The sequence below is a fragment of the Kitasatospora sp. CB01950 genome (genome assembly GCF_001905465.1).
GTDB lineage: Bacteria > Actinomycetota > Actinomycetes > Streptomycetales > Streptomycetaceae > Kitasatospora.
Genome location: NZ_LISX01000019.1, coordinates 20,976 through 37,035, shown reverse-complemented (window position 1 = coordinate 37,035; position 16,060 = coordinate 20,976). Strand labels below are relative to the sequence as shown.

Genomic DNA, 16,060 nt, shown 5'->3' with positions numbered 1-16,060 from the left:
GCCCGAAACGGCGCGTCGCGCTCACTCCGCCTCCGCGCGCAGGTGCCCCGTCGGCACGAACAACGGCTGCGGACGCCCGCTCTGCGCGTAGTCCTTCAACCGGACGATCGCCTCCGCCCAGCCGCCCGCCGCGGCCGGCACCGACGCCGCAGCCTCCGGCGCCCACCCGAGATGGCGCAGCAGCAACAGCGTCCGCCGCGAACCGTCCGGATGATCGAACAGGTCCCACGTCACCGTGGTCCCCTGCCAACTCGGCGGATACATCCCCACACTCCGCCACCCCACCCGGTCCAGGTCCGCCCGCTCACGCCGCAACCGCAACGCCTCCGGCGCATCCGGCACCGTCACCAGCAGATCCTCGCCCTCCCGCTCCACCGCGGTGCTCCACCACGACGTCAACCCCTCTTGGGTGTCCAACGCCGCCAGCAACCGCTCCCGCGACGCCGCCACATCGACCTGCAGAGCGATCTCGGCCATCGCACTCACCTCACCCCCACAATCACCCCGCCCGGAGGCAAGCACCACCAGAGCGGGCGCGAGCGCAGGCGGGCGCGAAACCAGGGGCGCGGGGAACTGCGCGACAAGCGCACACCCGTCCGCAAGGTCGCGATCAATGGCAAGTCATTCCCCGCGTCGCGATCTTGCTGTCGGATGCGTTCCCCTTCGCGCAGTTCCCCGCGCCCCTGGGTTCGCGCCCCTCGCGGGTTTCGCGCCCTCGCGGGTTTCGCGGCCGCGAGCTACCTCGGTGCGGGCGACATCCGGGTGCCGACGCCGACGCGGTTGAGGGCGTTGATGGTGATGATCATGCCGAGCAGGTTCGCCAGCTCCGTCTCGGAGAAGTGCTTCGCGGCCTCGTCGTACACGTCGTCCGGCACATGCGTGGAGGCGACCAGCGTGACGGCCTCGGTGAGGGCCAGCGCAGCGCGTTCGCGGGCGGTGAAGAACGGCGTCTCCCGCCACGCGGCCAGCGTGTGGAGGCGGTGCTCGCCCTCGCCGTGCTTGAGGGCGTCGCGGGAGTGGATGTCGAGGCAGTACGCGCAGCCGTTGAGCTGGGAGGCGCGCAGGTTGACCAGGTCGGCGATGACCGGGTCGCCGAGGCCGGCCTGGGCGAGGCGGTCGAGAGCGATCAGGTTGCGGTGGAACTCGGGGGCGACGCGGGCGAAGGCGATGCGCTGGGCAGGGGCGGGAACGGTCTCGTGGTCGGTCATGGCCTCCACGCTAGGCGGGACGTGTCCCGGTGGTGTGGTTCATTTGAAGGATGAGTTCCTGGGCCACTTTCGGTGGCGACCTGCACCTCGACCTGACCGCCGGCCGCGCCTGCGGTCTCGGTCTGCGCGCCGCCCTGGAGGACGCGCTGCGGACGGCCGTGCGCGACGGGCGCCTCGCCCCGGCGACCCGGCTGCCGTCCTCCCGGGCGCTGGCGACCGACCTCGGGATCGCCCGCAACACCGTCGCCGAGGCGTACGCCCAACTCGTCGCCGAGGGCTGGCTGATGTCCCGTCAGGGGTCGGGCACGGTGGTCGCCGAGCGCGGCCCGCAGTCCACGCCGGCGGTCCCGCCGCCGGGGCTCCGGCCGCCGCCGGCCGTCCGGTACGACCTGAAGCCGGGCTCGCCCGACCTGAGCCGGTTCCCGCGCGGGGCATGGCTGGCCGCCGCGCGGCGGGCGATGGCCAAGGCCCCGCACGACGTGTTCGGGTACGGCGACCCGCGCGGGCTGATCGAGCTGCGCCGGGCGCTCGCCGGGTACCTGGCCCGGGCCCGCGGGGTGCGTACCGACCCGGAGCGGCTGCTGATCTGCTCGGGCGTGCAGCAGGGGCTGGGCCTGGTGTGCGCGGCGCTGCGCGAGCAGGGCCTGAGGGCGGTCGCGGTGGAGGCGTACGGGCTGCCGCCGCAGCACGCGGTGATCGCCGCGCAGGGGCTCCCGATGCGCCCGCTGCGGCTGGACGACGGCGGCGCGATCACCGGCGAACTCGCCCGTACGGACGCCGGGTTGGCGCTGCTGACGCCCGCCCACCAGTTCCCGCTCGGGATGCCGCTGCGAGCGGGCCGGCGGGCCGGGGCGGTGGACTGGGCGCGGCAGGTCGGCGGGTACCTGCTGGAGGACGACTACGACGGCGAGTTCCGCTACGACCGGCACGCGATCGGGGCGATGCAGGCCCTGGACCCGGAACGGGTGGTGTACGCGGGCACCGCGTCCAAGTCGCTGGCGCCGGGCGTCCGGCTGGCCTGGCTGGCGCTGCCGGCCGCGCTGGTGGAACCGGTGATGCGGCACAAGCGGCTGGCGGACGGGCAGAGCGGCAGCCTGGAGCAGCTGACGCTCGCGGAGCTGATCGACTCCGGCGGCTACGACCGGCACGTCCGGCGCAGCCGCCAACTGCTGCGCCGGCGTCGCGACCGGCTGGTCGAGGTGCTCGCCGAGCGCGCCCCGCGGGTGCGGGTGACGGGGATCAGCGCGGGCCTGCACGCCGTCCTGGAACTGCCCGAGGACTCCCCGGGCGAGGACGAGCTCCGGGCCCGCGCGTTCCGGGCCGGCCTGCGGGTGCACACCCTGGGGTGGAGCCGGGCCGAGGGCGCGAACCGGCCGCCGGAGCGGCCCCCGGCGCTGGTGATCGGCTACGGCACGCCGCCCGACCACGCCTTCGAGGCCGCGCTGGACGCGCTGTGCGCGGTGCTCGGCCCCTGAGCGGTCACTTGCCGTGGCGGCCGACGTAGAACAGCAGGAACAGGAAGCCCACGAAGCCGTGGCCCGACACGATGTAGATCCAGACCCGGATCCACACCCGGTTGGAGGCGCGGTAGCCCGCGTCGACGGTCTCCTTGTACTGCGGAACGGCGGGCTTGGTGTCGGCCATGGCGGTCTCCTGACGGTGGTGGCGGACGGGTTCGGGGGCTACAGGCGCGGTGCGTCGCCGAGGCACAGGTCGCCGGCGGGGCTCTGCAGCAGGGTGTGGACGAAGATCAGGTCGAGTCCGGTGTCGGAGTCGGCCGCGATGCAGTGCGGGGTGAGCGAGTCGAAGTGCGCCGAGTCGCCCTCGCCGAGCAGGTGCACCCGGTCGCCCAGGGTGAGCTTCATCCGGCCCTTGGTGACGTACAGCCACTCCTCGCCGGGGTGCACCCGCACCACGGCGTCCTGCGAGCTCGGCGGGACGTGCACCCGCAGCGCCTGCATGGCCCGGCCCGGGGCGCCGGCGCGCCGGTACCCCCAGCCGCCGGCCCGGCCGGGCTCGACGACGCCGCCGCGGATCACCGGATCGGGCTCGGCCACCTGCTCGCCGAGCAGCCCGGACACGCTGGTCCCGTACGCCCGGGCGAGGCCGAGCAGCACCGGCAGCGACGGCTGACGCCTCCCGGTCTCCAGGCGCGACAAGTAGGCTGGCGAGAGGCCGACCCGGGCCGCCGCCGCCTCCAGCGTGAGCCGGCTGGAGACCCGCTGCTCCCGGAGCCGCGCGCCGAGGCCCGCGACCTCGTGCTCGTCGACCGATGGACTGTCTGTCATGACTCCAGTCCACACCCTTCGTGCCTCACAGGCAACAAACTTGCCCCACAGGCAAACCGAGTGACTTCCCCCTTCGTTCCTCAGTCTCCTCGGCCCTTATCCGGCCCGCAGCCGCAGGTCAGGGACGCGGCACATTGCGCAGGTTGGACCGGGCCAGGTCGACCATCTTGCCGACGCCGCCGCTCAGCACCGTCCGTCCGGCGGCCAGCGCGAAGCCCTTGACCTGGGCGGCCGTGATCCGCGGCGGGATGGACAGCGCGTTCGGGTCGGTGACCACGTCCACCAGCGCCGGGCCGGGCCGCTCCAGCGCGTCGACCAGCACCTCGCGGACCTTCGCCGGGTCGGTCACCCGCTTCGCCGGGATGCCGCAGGCGCGGGCGATCGCCGCGTAGTCCACGTCGCCGTTGTCGATCTCCCACTCCGGGTAGCCGGAGACCAGCATCTCCAGTTTGATCATCCCGAGCGCCCCGTTGTTGAACACCACGGTCTTCACCGGCAGCCGGTGCTTGGCCACCGTCAGCAGCTCGCCCAGCAGCATGCCGAGCCCGCCGTCGCCCGACATCGACACCACCTGCCGCCCCGGGAACGCCAGTTGGGCCCCGATCGCGTGCGGCAGCGCGTTCGCCATCGAGCCGTGCAGGAACGAACCGATCACCCGCCGCCGCCCGTTCGGCGTCAGGTAGCGGGCCGCCCAGACGTTGCACATGCCGGTGTCCACGGTGAACACCGCGTCGTCCGCCGCCACCTCGTCCAGCACCGACGCCACGAACTCCGGATGGATCGGCCGATGCTTCTCGATGCCCTTGGTGTACGCCCCGACCACCGTCTCCAGCGCCCGGCAGTGCCGCGTCAACATGCCGTCCAGGAACGCCCGGTCGGCCTTCTGCTCCAGCAGCGGCAGCACCGCCCGCAGCGTCGCCGCGACATCCCCGTGCACCGCCAGCTCCAGCGCCGTCCGCCGGCCCAGCCGGGTCGCGTCGTGGTCCACCTGCACGGTGCGGGCCTGCGGCAGGAACGAGTCGTACGGGAAGTCGGTGCCCAGCAGCAGCACCAACTCGGCCTCGTGCAACGCCTCGTGGCATGCGCCGTAGCCGAGCAGCCCGCTCATCCCGACGTCGAACGGATTGTCGAACTGCACCCACTCCTTGCCGCGCAACGAATGCCCCACCGGCGCCTGCAGCACGCCCGCGAGCTTCATCACCTCCTCGTGCGCGCCCCGCACCCCCGCCCCCGCGAACACCGCCACCGTCGCCGCCGCGTTCAGCGCCTCCGCGAGCGCCTGCACCTGCGACCACGGCGGCGCGGCCACCGCCTGCTCGGTCAGGAACGTCGAACGGCCGGTCGGGGCCGGGGCGGGCAACGCCGCGATGTCGCCCGGGAACGCCAGCACCGAGACGCCGCGGGCGCCCAGCGCGTGCTGGATTCCCACCCGCAACAGTCGCGGCAGCTGCGCCGGGTTCGACAGCAGCTCGCACCAGGCGCTGCAGTCGGTGAACACCCGCTCCGGATGGGTCTCCTGGAAGAACCCCGTCCCGATCTGCGCCGACGGAATGTGCGAGGCCAACGCCAGCACCGGCACCCCGCTGCGATGCGCGTCGTACAACCCCTGGATCAGATGCGTGTTCCCCGGACCGCAACTGCCCGCGCACACCGCCAGCCGCCCCGTCAGCTCGGCCTCCGCCGCCGCCGCGAACGCCCCCGCCTCCTCGTTCCTGACGTGCACCCAGGAAATCCCCTCCGCCCGCCGAATCGCATCCACCACCGGATTCAGACTGTCCCCCACCACCCCGTAGACCCGCTCCACCCCCGCCTGCTGAAGCACTTCCACCATCTGCTCGGCCACGCTGCCCACGGGGACCACCTTCACGCCACGGGAACTTTCGGACGAAGCCGACGATAACGGTCGAAGCAGGACACAGAGGGGCGCGAATTCAGGGAGAGCACCACACCTGGTTTCGCGCCCCCGGCGGTCAGTGCCGGTCGAGGCTCGCGCCCAGCGCCTCGCACACCCCCGTCGTGCGGTCGACCGTCTCGCCGACGATCGGGTAGTTGGCGAGGTCGCGGTGGCAGAGTTCGGACGCGGGGGGCATTCCGTCGAGGTAGCCGTTCTCCATCCCGTGGATCTCGTCGAGGCCGCTGACCTGGAGGATCGGGGTGGCGGCGGCAGCCGGCGTCGCGCCGAGGGCGAGGCCGGAGAGGGTGAGGGCGGCGAGCGCGGTGAGCTTCTTCATGGCTGGTGCAACGAGTGCCGCCCCCGCCCGGTCACGTGTGGTGACCCGGCGGGGGCGGCGACGGAGAAGGTCAGGAGGTGCGGACCAGCAGGCTGCTGACGCTGTTGCTGACGAAGGAGGCGATCGGTCGCGGGTCCGCGCCGTCGGCCATCCGGAGGCCGGGGAAGCGGGCGAAGAGCTCGCGCAGCGCCGTCTCGGCCTCCAGCCGGGCCAGCGCGGAGCCGATGCAGAAGTGCGGCCCGTGCCCGAGCGCCAGGTGGCGGTTGTTGGTGCGGGTCAGGTCGAAGCGGTCGGCGTCCTGGTAGTGGCCGGAGTCGCGGCCGACCGCGGCGTACGAGGCGAGCATGGCCTCGCCCTGCCGGATCAGGACGTCGCCGACCTGGATGTCCTCGATGGCGTAGCGCATCGGGAACTGGCCGACCGGGCCGTCGTAGCGCAGCGTCTCCTCGACGACCGCGGACCAGGTGACGGTGCCGTCCAGCACCAGCGCCAGCTGGTCGGGGTGGGCGAGCAGGGCGCGCACCGCGTTGCAGATCAGGTTGAGGGTGGTCTCGTGGCCGGCCACGACGAGCTGCATCAGGATGCCGATGAGCTCGTCCTCGCTGAGCCGGTCCTGCTCCTCGCGGGCGGCGATCAGCGCGGTGGTGAGGTCGTCCGCGGGCTCGGCCCGCTTCGCGGCGGCGACCTGGGCCAGCAGCCCGCCGACGGCCATCGCGGCCGCCGCGCCGGAGCCGGGTTTGGCGGAGGAGCTGACCAGGGTGTTGGAGAGTTCGTGCAGCCGATCCTGCTGGTCCTCGGCGAGGCCGAGGAGTTCGCCGATGACCTGCATGGGCAGCGGGTAGGCGAAGTGGGTGCGCAGGTCGAAGTCGCCGTCGAGGGCGGCGACGCCGTCCAGCAGGCGGGCGACGCGCTGTTCGATGGCGGGGGCCAGGGCGGCGATCCGGCGCGGGGTGAGCGCCTGGGTGACCAGGCCGCGCAGGCGGCGGTGGTCGGTGCCGTCGGAGGTGGTCATGCCGGGCACGGTGATGAAGGTCATCAGCGGCCAGCCCTCCGGGAGCCGGCCTTCCCGGTACAGGTTCCAGTGCTTGGCGTTCTTGCCGACCCGCGGGTCCGCGAGCAGCTCCTGGAGGGTGTCGTGGTGGGTTATCGCCCAGACCACCACTCCACCAGGTAGCTCCACCAGCGTGGCCGGTCCGTTGGCGCGGAGCCGCTCGTTCTCGGCGTGCTGGTCGGCCCCGACGGGGTCGAGTCTGACGGGCTGGAGCTGCTCTGCGGTGTCCATGCGGTCCTCTCGGGTGTGGCGGGGCGGGGCGGGACGAAGGCGCTGTACAGCACCGGCAGGCTGACCAGGGCGCGCGACCAGGGCGACGGACGCCACTTCAACTCATGGGCCGGGATGGCGAGTTGGAGGTCCGGCAGGCAGTGCAGCAGGGTCTCGATCGCGGTCTCGACGATGAGCCGGGCCGGGTCCTGCGCGGGGCAGACGTGCCGGCCGGCGCCCCAGGCGAGGTGGGCCCGGTTGCCGGAGATGCCGTCCGGGCCGTGCGCGGCGGGGTCGTCGTTGGCGCCGGCCAGACCGAGCACCAGCATGTCGCCGGCGCTGATGTACTGGCCGCCCAGCACGGTGTCGGAGACCGCCCACCGACCGGGGAAGTTCTGCACCGGCGGGTCGCGCCACAACACCTCGTCGAGGGCGTCCGAGACGGTCGCCCGGCCACCGGTCAGGGTGGTGCGGAAGCGGCGGTCGGTGAGCAGCAGCCGGACGGTGTTGCCGATCCAGTTGATGGACGACTCGTTGCCGGCCACCAGCATCACCATCAGGTTGTGCACCATCTCCTCGTCGCTGAGCCCGGCCGGGTGGGCCAGCAGCCAGGACACCAGGTCGGCGCCGGGCTGCGCGCGACGGCTGACCACCAGGTCCATCAGCAGGCCGAAGAACTCGGCGGCGGCGCGCTGCGAGTCCTTGCTGCTGTCGACCAGGTCGGTGATCAGCCCGACCAGGCGCGGGCCGTCCTCCGGGGGCAGGCCGAGCTGCCGGGTGAACACCAGCAGCGGCAGCCGTCGGGTGAACTGGGCGACCAGGTCGGCGGTGCCGTCCGGGCCCCAGCTCTCGATCAGCGCGAGCGCGGCCTCCTCGGTGGTCTCCCGCAGCTGGTGGTGGTCGACCATCCCCAGCGTGTCGGCGACCGCGCTGGACAGCCGGTGGTGCGCGGCGCCGTCCATGCTCTGCAGGGTGGGGCGCCACATGGTCATCGGGATCAGGTGCGAGTCGGCCCGCAGCCGGCCCTCCTGCTGCACCCGCCAGCGCCGCGAGTCCTTGGAGAACAGCGCCTCGTTGCGGGTCAGTTCGAGCATCTCCTGGTAGCCGAGCACCAGCCAGGCCTCGACTCCCGGCTCCAGCTCGATCGGCGCGACCGGGCCGTGCTGGGCGCGCAGCCGGGCGTACAGGCTGTGCGGGTTCTCGGCGACCGCCGCCCCGTACAGCGGGTTGCCCCGGTCGCTGGTGTACGGGCAGCCGGCAGCGGCCGCCCGGTGGTCGGGGACGGTCATGGCAGCTCCAGGGCGGTGGACCGCAGGTGGTCCACGAAGTCGATCAGCAGCCGGCGCGCGGCGTCCTCGTCGCGGACGTCGCAGGCCAGGATCGGCACCTCGGGCAGCAGGTCGAGGGCGGCCCGCAGTTCCTCGTCCGGGTAGTCGGGGGTGTCGGGGAAGACGTTGACGGCCACCGCGAACGGGATGCGGTGCTCCTCCAACAGGCCGAGGATGTCGAAGGACTCCTCGATCCGGCGGGAGTCCACCAGCGCGATCGCGCCCAGCGCGCCGCACGACAGGTCCTCCCACAGCGGCCAGAACCGCTGCTGGCCGGGCGTGCCGAACAGGTACAGCGCCAAGTGCTGGTTCAGGGTGATCCGGCCGAAGTCCAGCGCCACCGTGGTGGTGGTCTTCTGCGGACGGCCCGTCAGGTCGTCCACGTCGGCGCCGGCCGTGGTCATCGTCTCCTCGGTGCGCAGCGGAGCGATCTCGCTCAGCGCACCGACCAGCGTGGTCTTGCCGACCCCGAACGGGCCGGTGACCAGGATCTTGACCGCCCCCTGGACGGTGGACGGCAGATAGGTCGGCTCAACGGAGCTGTCGGAGGCCAACCAGCACCTCCTCGAGCAGCGAGAGCGGGACCTGCTCGGCCTGCCGCACCGGCGGCAGGACCTGTACGGCCCCGAGGTCCAAGAGATCGCCGAGCAGCACCTTCACCACACTGATCGGCAGGCCGAGGTGGGCGGCCACCTCGGCTATCGACAGCAGTTCCCGGCAGAGGCCGAGGATCGCCTGCTGTTCACGGTTCAAGGCCGTACGGTCGACCGCGGCCCCCGGCAGGGTCCGCACCAGGCTCTCGAACTCCAGCACGTTGCGGCTGGCCCGGCTGCGGCCGCCGGTGATCACGTAAGGCCGGACCGGCCCCCGCCTCACCGCAGGTCCCCGGCGGAGGCGTGCTCCTGCCGCGGCGCCGCGGTCAGGTGGCTGCCGATCCGCTCGACCAGGGTCTGCATCTGGTACGCCACCAGGCCCGCGTCGACCGTCTCGCCGGCCAGCACCGCCAGGTGGGTGCCGGCGCCCGCGGCGACCACGAACAGGTACCCGCCGCCGAACTCGATGATGATCTGACGGGTCGGCCCGTCGCCGAAGCCCTGTGCCACGCCCCGGGACAGCGACTGCAGTCCGGAGCAGGCGGCGGCCAGCCGCTCGGCGTCGTCCCGGCCGATCTTCGGGCTGCGGCCCATCTCCAGGCCGTCGTTGGACACCACGACGGCGTGCTGGACCTCAGGGACGGTGACGATGTCGGTCAGCAGCCAGCCGAGATCAGGGGTTGTGGTCATGGGAGTCTCCCGAGCGCTGGGGAAGTTGGGGGGAAGCGGGGAATGCGTCGTGGCGGCCCTGCTCGGGCCGCCGGTCCTGCTGCGCGGCCGAACGGCCGCTCGCGGTCCCGGCCTGGAACATCGACATGAACGTCTGCGCCTCGCGCGCACAGCGCGGCGGCGGCGCGGGCTGCTCCTCGGCCCGGGACCCGGTCTGCTGCTGCGGGGCGCTGCCCCGGCGGTTGACCCGCCGCGGCAGGCCGCCGCCCTGCGTGGGAACGACCGTCCGCCCGGGGTCCGTGGCGGCGACGGACGGACGGGACGCCGGCGGCGCCGCGACCACCGGCTCGCTGCGGACGCTCGCGGGCACCGACAGCGGGTCGGTGAGCAGGGCGGACGGCAGCAGCACGACCACCCGCACACCGCCGTACGGCGAGGGTGCGGAGTTCACGGTGACCCGGAAGCCGTACTGCTCCGCGAGCCGGCCGACCGCGGCCAGACCCAGCTGCGGGACCTCGCCGATCCGGGACACCTCCAGCGAGCCGCCGCCGGACAGCGCCGCGCCCGCCTTGGCGACCGTCACCTCGGTCATGCCGACGCCGCAGTCGTCGATCTCGATCACCGCGCCGTTGTGGACCGGCATCAGCGTGACGTAGACCTGCGAGCTGGGCGGCGAGTACCGGGTCGCGTTGTCCAGCAGCTCGGCCACCGCGTGGATCAGTGCCTCGGCGGCGGCGCCGAGCACGGCGGTGTCCACCCGGCTGTTCACGACCACCCGCTGGAACGGCAGGATGCGCGACTGGGCGCCGCGCACCACGTCCTCCAGCGAGACCGGCTCCGGCCAGTGCCGGCCGGCGCGGGAGCCGCAGAGCACCGCCAGGGTCTGCGCGAGCCGGGCCTGCTGGGCGGCCGCGTGGTCGGCGCGCAGCAGGCCTTCGAGCAGCACCGGGTCGTCGTGGGTGCGCTCCATCTCGTCCAGGCCGGCCTGCTGGTCGTGCGCCATGACGAGGATGCGGCGGGCCACGCTGAGGAAGGCGCGGCGGGTGGCCGCGTTCATCTCCTGTTCGCGCAGCGCCGACTCCGCACCGGCCTGACGGTCGGCCAGTTCGGCGGCCAGCCGGTCGCGGGTGGTGGCGAGTTCCTCCTCGGCAACGGCCAGCCGGCCGCGCAGGGTTCGGGTGACGGCGCGGGACCGAGCGGTGGCCGCGAGAGCGAGAAGGGCGAGCAATGCGGCTGCTGCCAGGCACCATTGAGTGGTCGTCACTCGCCGAATTCTAGGGCGGAGTTCCTACCTACGTATGAACTGATCAAATCATTGGTATTCAGAGCACACCAATATCGGACAGAACCGGCGGAGCCGGACGCCTACTGACCGTCGGCCTCGCCGTACGACTGCTGGCCCCGCGCCGCCACCGGCCGCAGCGAGCGCATGGATCGAGCCACCACGAATCCGCGTGCGAGCGCCGCCCGCCAGCCCTCCGGCTGCGGCTCCTCGCGCGGCGTGGCGGCGGCCGCTCCGTCGGGGGCGGTCCGCGGGGCGGGGATCAGTCCCGTGCCGGGCTCGATGCGCTGAGTCGCCTGCGGCATTGCGCTGTCCTCCGTGCTGTGTCGGTCAAACCGTGGAAGGTCTTCACGCGGTATGACTTCCCGACCGCAGGACAGTGTTACGCACCAATGGTGGCGAAACCGTGGGGGAGCGGTTGTGAAACCGTGCAGAGGGGCGCGCGCCGGAGATACGCGCTGGTGGGAGCCGCCGTCAGGCCTGCCGATCGGCCTCCTGGGCGTCCTCGACGAGCGGCCGGTCCGGGGCGGAGAGGGTGTCGGTGTGCGGGGTGCTGCCACCCGCGTGCTCGTGGGTGGCCTGGGCGCTGGGCGCGGTGAGCGAGGCGACCACGCCGACGGCGAGCGAGGCAAAGGCGAGCAGGCTGCGCTTCTTCATACCGGGTAGAACGCGCCGACCCCCCGTCAGGTCACGCGGCGCGCCCGCCCGGCCAGTTGCCGAGGCCGTCGACCAGCACCCCGGTCAGCCGCTCCAGCGTCACATCCGGGCCCTCGGCGAGCTGGAACGCCCCCACCGTGGTCAACGAGGCGTACCCGTGGGCGACGGCACGCAGCGAGCGCGCGGCGTGCACCGCCTCGGACCCCTCCAGGCCGTACCCGCGCAGGACGGCGAACAGCACGTTCACCAGTCGCTCGCCGGCCGCCGTCAGCTCCGGGTCCGGGTCGGGCGCCTGCGGCAGCGCCGCGTACCGGCGCGGGAATGCGGTGGCGTACCCGGCGTACGCGGTGAGCAGGGCGGCGACCGCCTCGTCGCGGGAGTGGCCGAGGACGGCGGCGGCCAGGTGGTCGGTGAGGTCGCCCAGGATGCGGACGGCGACCAGGCGGCGCAGCTCGGGCAGTCCGCCGGCGACGTGCTTGTACAGCGACGGGGTGGCGACCCCGGCCCGGGCGGCGACGCCGGCCAGGGTGAGCGCCTCGGCGCCCTGGGCGTCGATCAGGCCGAGGGCGTGGTCCACGACCGCGGTGCGGGAGAGTCCGGCGCGGGCCATCAGCGGGCGACCTCGTTCAGCTCGTTCAGGAAGGGGAGCAGGGCGTCGGCGACCGCCTGCGGGTGGCTGGCCATCGGGTAGTGGCCGGCGTTCCCGATCATCACCTTACGGCCGCGCAGTGCGGCGGCCTGCCGGTCGGCGATCAGCTCGGGGTTCGGGAAATCGGGGTCCTTGCTGCCCATCAGCACCAGCGCGGGGACGTCGACGGCCTCGCACCAGCCGACCGGCGCGGAGTCGCCCGCCAGGTAGCCGCGCACCGCGGCCTTCCGGGCGGGCTCGCGCAGCATCGCGGCGAGGCCGGCCCGGTAGGCGTCGAAGTCGGCGGGCCGCTCGGTCGGGAAGTAGAACTTCTGCAGCGCGCTCCAGAGACCGGGGAACCGGGCCACCAGCGGGCCGACCAGGCCGAACATCGCCTTCTGGACGGCGTTCAGCGGCAGGTTCTCGACGAAGGCGTCGATCAGCACCACACCGGCGGTGCGGCCGGGGGCGAGTGCGGCCGCCCGGACCACGGTGGCGCCGGTGTACGAGTTGCCGGCCAGGACGGCGCCGCGCAGGTCGAGGTGGTCGAGCAGGACGACCAGGTCCTCGGCGATCGCGGCGGGCGTGTGGTCGGTGAAGCCGGTGGAGGACTCGCCGAGGCCGCGCAGGTCCATGGTGACCACCCGGTGCCCGGCGGCGGTCAGCAGCGGCACCAGGTACCGGTAGGCGGCCCGCTTGTCGAGCATGCCGGGCAGCAGGACGACCGGGGCGCCGGCGCCGGGGGCGTCGTCGTAGGCGATCCGGCCGCCGGCCACGTCGAGGTACCGGGTGGTTCCGGGGGTGCTGTTCATCGCGGGCCTCCTGGGCGGGCGTCGCGGCACGCCGGGCACCGGAGGCCCGGCCGACTGCCGATAGCCATAAAGCTAAGGCTAATAGCCTTAGCCGTCAACCCGGGGCGGGATCAGATGCCGTCCACCTTGAACGGGTCGTGCTCGGAGAGCAGCTTCTCCAGTCGGGCCTGGTCCACCCGGCTGGTGATCGCGCCCTCCTCCTGGCGGTCCCGGACCACCTTGGCCAGCGTGAACGCGGAGGTGATCGCGTACAGCAGCCCGACGGAGAGGAAGGCGCGCACCCAGGCGCTCACCGGCAGGTAGGCGATCCCGAGGGCGAGCGCGACGGTGGCCAGCGCGAAGGAGGCGGCGGCCTGCAGGAAGTAGACGGAGGTGGTCCGGTGCGGAACGCGTGCGGTCATGGCACCAGGCTCCCGTCGGCCCGGGGGCGGGGCGTGAGTACGGATACTCATCCGCGCGGTCACCATCCGTCATCTCTCCCCTGGCGAACCATCATAAATCGCCCATAGGGCGTCAGGGAATCTTCGCCGTCTCGCAGGAGGCGCTTGGAATCATGGGGTCCATAGGATTAACGTTTGATAACGCAGCGCGGTCGGCAACGCCGTAACCATGCGGCACCGTGCGCCACGCCTAATCCACTTGGGCACGCCCCCCGGGGTGTCCCAGGAGCCGGGGAACCACGTTCCACCGGGGTGAATCGGGACGGCCCTGGGCCCGACCGTAGGAGACCTTCCACCTCCGAACCCGTCAGCTAACCCGGTCGGCGACATGGAAGGAAGGAGCACGCCCCCGTGGCGTCGACCTACACCGAGAGCACCGGCACCCAGCTGCTCGACCACCCGGTCGAGCCGGAAGCCGCCCGGCACCGGCTGCCCCGTCAGTCCCGCGCCGGCGCGCCCCTGCTGGGCGTCACCGCGATGACCGCGGCGCTCGGCGCCCTCACCGCCGCCCCCGCACAGGCCGCCGCCCCGGTGGCCGTCACCGCCGCCGACGAGGCCTCCGACGGGCTGCTCGCCGGCGACCCCGGCCTCGCGCTCGCCGCCCGCATCCAGCAGCAGGCCGACGGCCAGCGCACCGCCGCCGACGAATCCGCCCGGTTCGCCGCCGCGCAGGACGCCGAGGCCAAGCGCGCCGCCCAGCAGGCCGAGGCCGACCGCGCCGCGCACAACCTGCCGGTGGCCGGCTACCAGCTGACCGCGCACTTCGCGCAGTCCGGCTCGCACTGGGCGCACCTGCACACCGGCCTGGACTTCGCCGCCCGCACCGGCACCCCCGTCACCGCCGTCACCGGAGGCACCGTCACCTCGGCGGGCTGGTCCGGCCCCTACGGCTACCGGGTCATCCAGACCCTCCCCGACGGCACCGAGCTCTGGTACTGCCACCTCTCCCGGATCGCCACCGCCTCCGGCCAGGTCGCCCCCGGAACCCTGCTCGGCGCGGTCGGCGCCACCGGCAACGTCACCGGCCCCCACCTCCACCTGGAGGTCCGCCCCGGCGGCGGCGCCCCGATCGACCCGCTGCCCTGGCTCCAGCAGCTCGGCCTGCAGCCGTAGGTTCTCGACGGCGCCCGGGAGCCAGGGCCTGTTCGGCAAGATCGGCCGGACAGACCCTAGTACACCTCGGGCGCCAGCTCCGGGAACTCCTCCAGCAGCAGCCGGGCCAGCCCCGGCACCGTCCACTCGCCGCACAGGTCGATCGCGGCCTGCGCCACCGCCTCCTCGAACTCCTCGAACTCTCCGGCGAGTTCGTCCGGCATCGGCAGGCCGCGGGCGTTCAGCTCGGCCAGGTTGCGGTAGCTGCGCCGCATCAGGCCCTGCTCCAGCAGCCGGCGCGCGCCGTCCGTGGACACCCCGACCAGCAGCGCCCGCTCCGGGCCCCAGCCGCCGTCCGGCTCCACCCCCGGCACCCGCTCGTAGGCGGCGAAGCGCTCCTCGACGTCCAGCGCCCGGAACTCCTCCAGCCAGCCCCGCACCCGGTCGAGATCGTCCACCGGCACGCCGTCCGCGCGCAGCAGCAACGTGTACAGCCGGGGCCAGGTCAGCAGGTCGGAGCGGAGCAGCAGCGAGTCCACCAGCACCTGGCCCTGCCAGTCGGTCTCCTCGCGCAGCTTCTCCAGCCGCTTGGCGTTCAGCCGCCGCGCCGCCCGCTGGTGCTCGATCAGCAGCCGCACCGCCGCCGGGTAGGCCCAGGCGTCGCCGTCCGGCTGGACGTACAGGTGCAGCTGCTCGTACAGCAGGTGCTCCAGCACCGGCGAGGACAGCTCCGGGAAACCGTCGTGCAGCCGGGCGCCGCCCAGCTCCAGCAGGGTCAGGACGGTCCGCACCGCCGGCTCGGGCACCGCCTCCAAACCCTCCTCGGCCGCCCAGTCCAGCAGGTCGGCGGCACGGGTACGGGGGAACAGGTGCAGGTCTTCGTCGTCCACCCCGGTACGGTAACCGGTCCGCGTGGGGCCCACCGGTAGGGTCGACTGCCATGGAAACCGTCCGGCTCACCGGCCCCCGACTCACCCTGCGGGAGTACCGGCACACCCCGGAGGAGGTCGCCGCCCTGCACGCCGTCCACGGCGACCCCCGGGCGGTCCGCCATCTCCCGTTCGACAGCGCCGACTTCGAGGAGTGCGCCGACCAGATCGAGCTCTACCTCGACGAGGCCGAACAGGAGTCCCGGCAGCACTACCGGCTGGCCGTCGACGACCCCGCGGGCGAGCCGATCGGCCAGGCCGCGCTCACCCGCGAGGGCGAGCACGCCGCCCAGCTCGGCTGCGTGCTGCGCCCCGACACCTGGGGTCGCGGCTACGCCGGGGAGGTCACCGCACTGCTGTGCACGCTCGGCTTCGACACCCTCGGCCTGCACCGGCTGTTCGCCCGCACCGACCCCGCCAACCCGGCCGCCGCCCGGGTGCTGACCAGGGCCGGCTTCCAGTACGAGGGCCGGATCCGCGCCGAGTCCCACTGGGGCGGCAGCTGGCACGACGCCCTCCAGTACGCGCTGCTCGCCCCCGAGTGGCGGGGCCTGGCCACCCCCGGAGCCGGGGGATAACCCCACCCCGAACTCGGCAGCAGGCCTCATACCGGCGACCGGGTCCGGTGCGGCACCTTTGAAG

At 73.3% G+C, this 16,060-nt stretch carries 21 protein-coding genes and 1 riboswitch; of the genes, 3 read left to right on the top strand and 18 right to left on the bottom strand.

Annotated features, from left to right (window positions below; translation table 11 throughout):
- Positions 1–21: 21 nt before the first annotated feature.
- Together AMK19_RS31390 and AMK19_RS31385 are read right to left on the bottom strand one after the other, a co-directional pair.
- Positions 22–477 (bottom strand): hypothetical protein, encoded by a 456-nt coding sequence (locus tag AMK19_RS31390; RefSeq protein ID WP_073818432.1) that lies wholly within the window; start codon positions 475–477, stop codon positions 22–24.
- Between the two features lie 260 nt (positions 478–737).
- A complete protein-coding gene (locus AMK19_RS31385; RefSeq protein WP_073818429.1) occupies positions 738–1,208 on the bottom strand; it encodes a carboxymuconolactone decarboxylase family protein in 471 nt (156 codons plus the stop codon).
- 50 nt (positions 1,209–1,258) lie between these two features.
- Here AMK19_RS31385 and pdxR point away from each other — a divergent pair, with 50 nt between their 5' ends.
- Positions 1,259–2,683 carry a MocR-like pyridoxine biosynthesis transcription factor PdxR gene (gene pdxR / locus AMK19_RS31380; protein ID WP_073818426.1) on the top strand — a complete coding sequence of 475 codons (1,425 nt, stop codon included), beginning with the start codon at positions 1,259–1,261 and terminating at the stop codon, positions 2,681–2,683.
- A gap of 4 nt (positions 2,684–2,687) precedes the next feature.
- Here pdxR and AMK19_RS36255 read toward each other — a convergent pair whose 3' ends face one another.
- The 15 genes from AMK19_RS36255 to AMK19_RS31315 form a co-directional block, all read right to left on the bottom strand.
- Positions 2,688–2,852 (bottom strand): DUF6126 family protein, encoded by a 165-nt coding sequence (locus tag AMK19_RS36255; protein ID WP_157815763.1) that lies wholly within the window; start codon positions 2,850–2,852, stop codon positions 2,688–2,690.
- A 38-nt stretch (positions 2,853–2,890) separates the two neighbouring features.
- On the bottom strand, positions 2,891–3,496 hold the full coding sequence (locus AMK19_RS31375) for a helix-turn-helix domain-containing protein (RefSeq protein WP_073818425.1): 606 nt from the start codon (positions 3,494–3,496) through the stop codon (positions 2,891–2,893).
- A 118-nt stretch (positions 3,497–3,614) separates the two neighbouring features.
- Complete coding sequence (locus AMK19_RS31370; protein ID WP_073818573.1) at positions 3,615–5,327, bottom strand: pyruvate dehydrogenase; 1,713 nt, start codon at positions 5,325–5,327, stop codon at positions 3,615–3,617.
- Positions 5,328–5,466: 139 nt separating this feature from the next.
- Positions 5,467–5,727 carry a hypothetical protein gene (locus AMK19_RS31365; protein ID WP_073818423.1) on the bottom strand — a complete coding sequence of 87 codons (261 nt, stop codon included), beginning with the start codon at positions 5,725–5,727 and terminating at the stop codon, positions 5,467–5,469.
- Positions 5,728–5,797: 70 nt separating this feature from the next.
- Positions 5,798–6,886, bottom strand: coding sequence for a cytochrome P450 family protein (locus tag AMK19_RS31360; protein ID WP_241844678.1), 1,089 nt, complete (start codon positions 6,884–6,886; stop codon positions 5,798–5,800).
- Positions 6,871–8,277, bottom strand: coding sequence for a cytochrome P450 (locus tag AMK19_RS37705; protein WP_241844677.1), 1,407 nt, complete (start codon positions 8,275–8,277; stop codon positions 6,871–6,873). Before AMK19_RS37705 ends, AMK19_RS31360 begins: the two co-directional genes overlap by 16 nt.
- Positions 8,274–8,870 carry a GTP-binding protein gene (locus AMK19_RS31355; RefSeq protein WP_073818418.1) on the bottom strand — a complete coding sequence of 199 codons (597 nt, stop codon included), beginning with the start codon at positions 8,868–8,870 and terminating at the stop codon, positions 8,274–8,276. The genes AMK19_RS37705 and AMK19_RS31355 overlap by 4 nt, the downstream gene beginning before the upstream one ends.
- Positions 8,848–9,165: a DUF742 domain-containing protein gene (locus AMK19_RS31350; protein WP_241844676.1), complete on the bottom strand. Its 318-nt coding sequence runs from the start codon at positions 9,163–9,165 to the stop codon at positions 8,848–8,850. Before AMK19_RS31350 ends, AMK19_RS31355 begins: the two co-directional genes overlap by 23 nt.
- A 23-nt stretch (positions 9,166–9,188) precedes the next feature.
- Positions 9,189–9,599, bottom strand: a complete 411-nt coding sequence (locus AMK19_RS31345; RefSeq protein WP_073818412.1) for a roadblock/LC7 domain-containing protein — start codon at positions 9,597–9,599, stop codon at positions 9,189–9,191.
- Positions 9,583–10,842: an ATP-binding protein gene (locus AMK19_RS31340; protein ID WP_143200503.1), complete on the bottom strand. Its 1,260-nt coding sequence runs from the start codon at positions 10,840–10,842 to the stop codon at positions 9,583–9,585. The genes AMK19_RS31345 and AMK19_RS31340 overlap by 17 nt, the downstream gene beginning before the upstream one ends.
- A gap of 101 nt (positions 10,843–10,943) precedes the next feature.
- Entirely contained in the window at positions 10,944–11,165 is a 222-nt protein-coding gene (locus AMK19_RS31335; protein ID WP_073818406.1) for a hypothetical protein, read from the bottom strand.
- A gap of 169 nt (positions 11,166–11,334) precedes the next feature.
- Complete coding sequence (locus AMK19_RS31330; protein ID WP_073818404.1) at positions 11,335–11,517, bottom strand: hypothetical protein; 183 nt, start codon at positions 11,515–11,517, stop codon at positions 11,335–11,337.
- Positions 11,518–11,548: 31 nt separating this feature from the next.
- Entirely contained in the window at positions 11,549–12,127 is a 579-nt protein-coding gene (locus AMK19_RS31325; RefSeq protein ID WP_073818402.1) for a TetR/AcrR family transcriptional regulator, read from the bottom strand.
- On the bottom strand, positions 12,127–12,957 hold the full coding sequence (locus AMK19_RS31320; protein ID WP_073818399.1) for an alpha/beta fold hydrolase: 831 nt from the start codon (positions 12,955–12,957) through the stop codon (positions 12,127–12,129). Before AMK19_RS31320 ends, AMK19_RS31325 begins: the two co-directional genes overlap by 1 nt.
- 110 nt (positions 12,958–13,067) lie before the next feature.
- Positions 13,068–13,358, bottom strand: coding sequence for a YiaA/YiaB family inner membrane protein (locus AMK19_RS31315; RefSeq protein ID WP_073818396.1), 291 nt, complete (start codon positions 13,356–13,358; stop codon positions 13,068–13,070).
- A gap of 216 nt (positions 13,359–13,574) precedes the next feature.
- A riboswitch (cyclic di-AMP (ydaO/yuaA leader) is annotated at positions 13,575–13,738 on the top strand.
- Positions 13,739–13,748: 10 nt separating this feature from the next.
- Here AMK19_RS31315 and AMK19_RS31310 point away from each other — a divergent pair.
- Positions 13,749–14,510 carry a M23 family metallopeptidase gene (locus AMK19_RS31310; protein ID WP_241844675.1) on the top strand — a complete coding sequence of 254 codons (762 nt, stop codon included), beginning with the start codon at positions 13,749–13,751 and terminating at the stop codon, positions 14,508–14,510.
- A 56-nt stretch (positions 14,511–14,566) separates the two neighbouring features.
- On the opposite strand, the gene AMK19_RS31305 is transcribed toward AMK19_RS31310, so the two are convergent.
- Positions 14,567–15,379, bottom strand: coding sequence for a hypothetical protein (locus AMK19_RS31305; protein ID WP_073818392.1), 813 nt, complete (start codon positions 15,377–15,379; stop codon positions 14,567–14,569).
- 50 nt (positions 15,380–15,429) lie between these two features.
- Between AMK19_RS31305 and AMK19_RS31300 the strand changes: the two genes are divergently transcribed.
- The gene (locus tag AMK19_RS31300) at positions 15,430–15,996 is read left to right on the top strand and encodes a GNAT family N-acetyltransferase (RefSeq protein WP_073818390.1); all 567 of its coding nucleotides are present in this window, start codon (positions 15,430–15,432) and stop codon (positions 15,994–15,996) included.
- Positions 15,997–16,060: the final 64 nt, after the last annotated feature.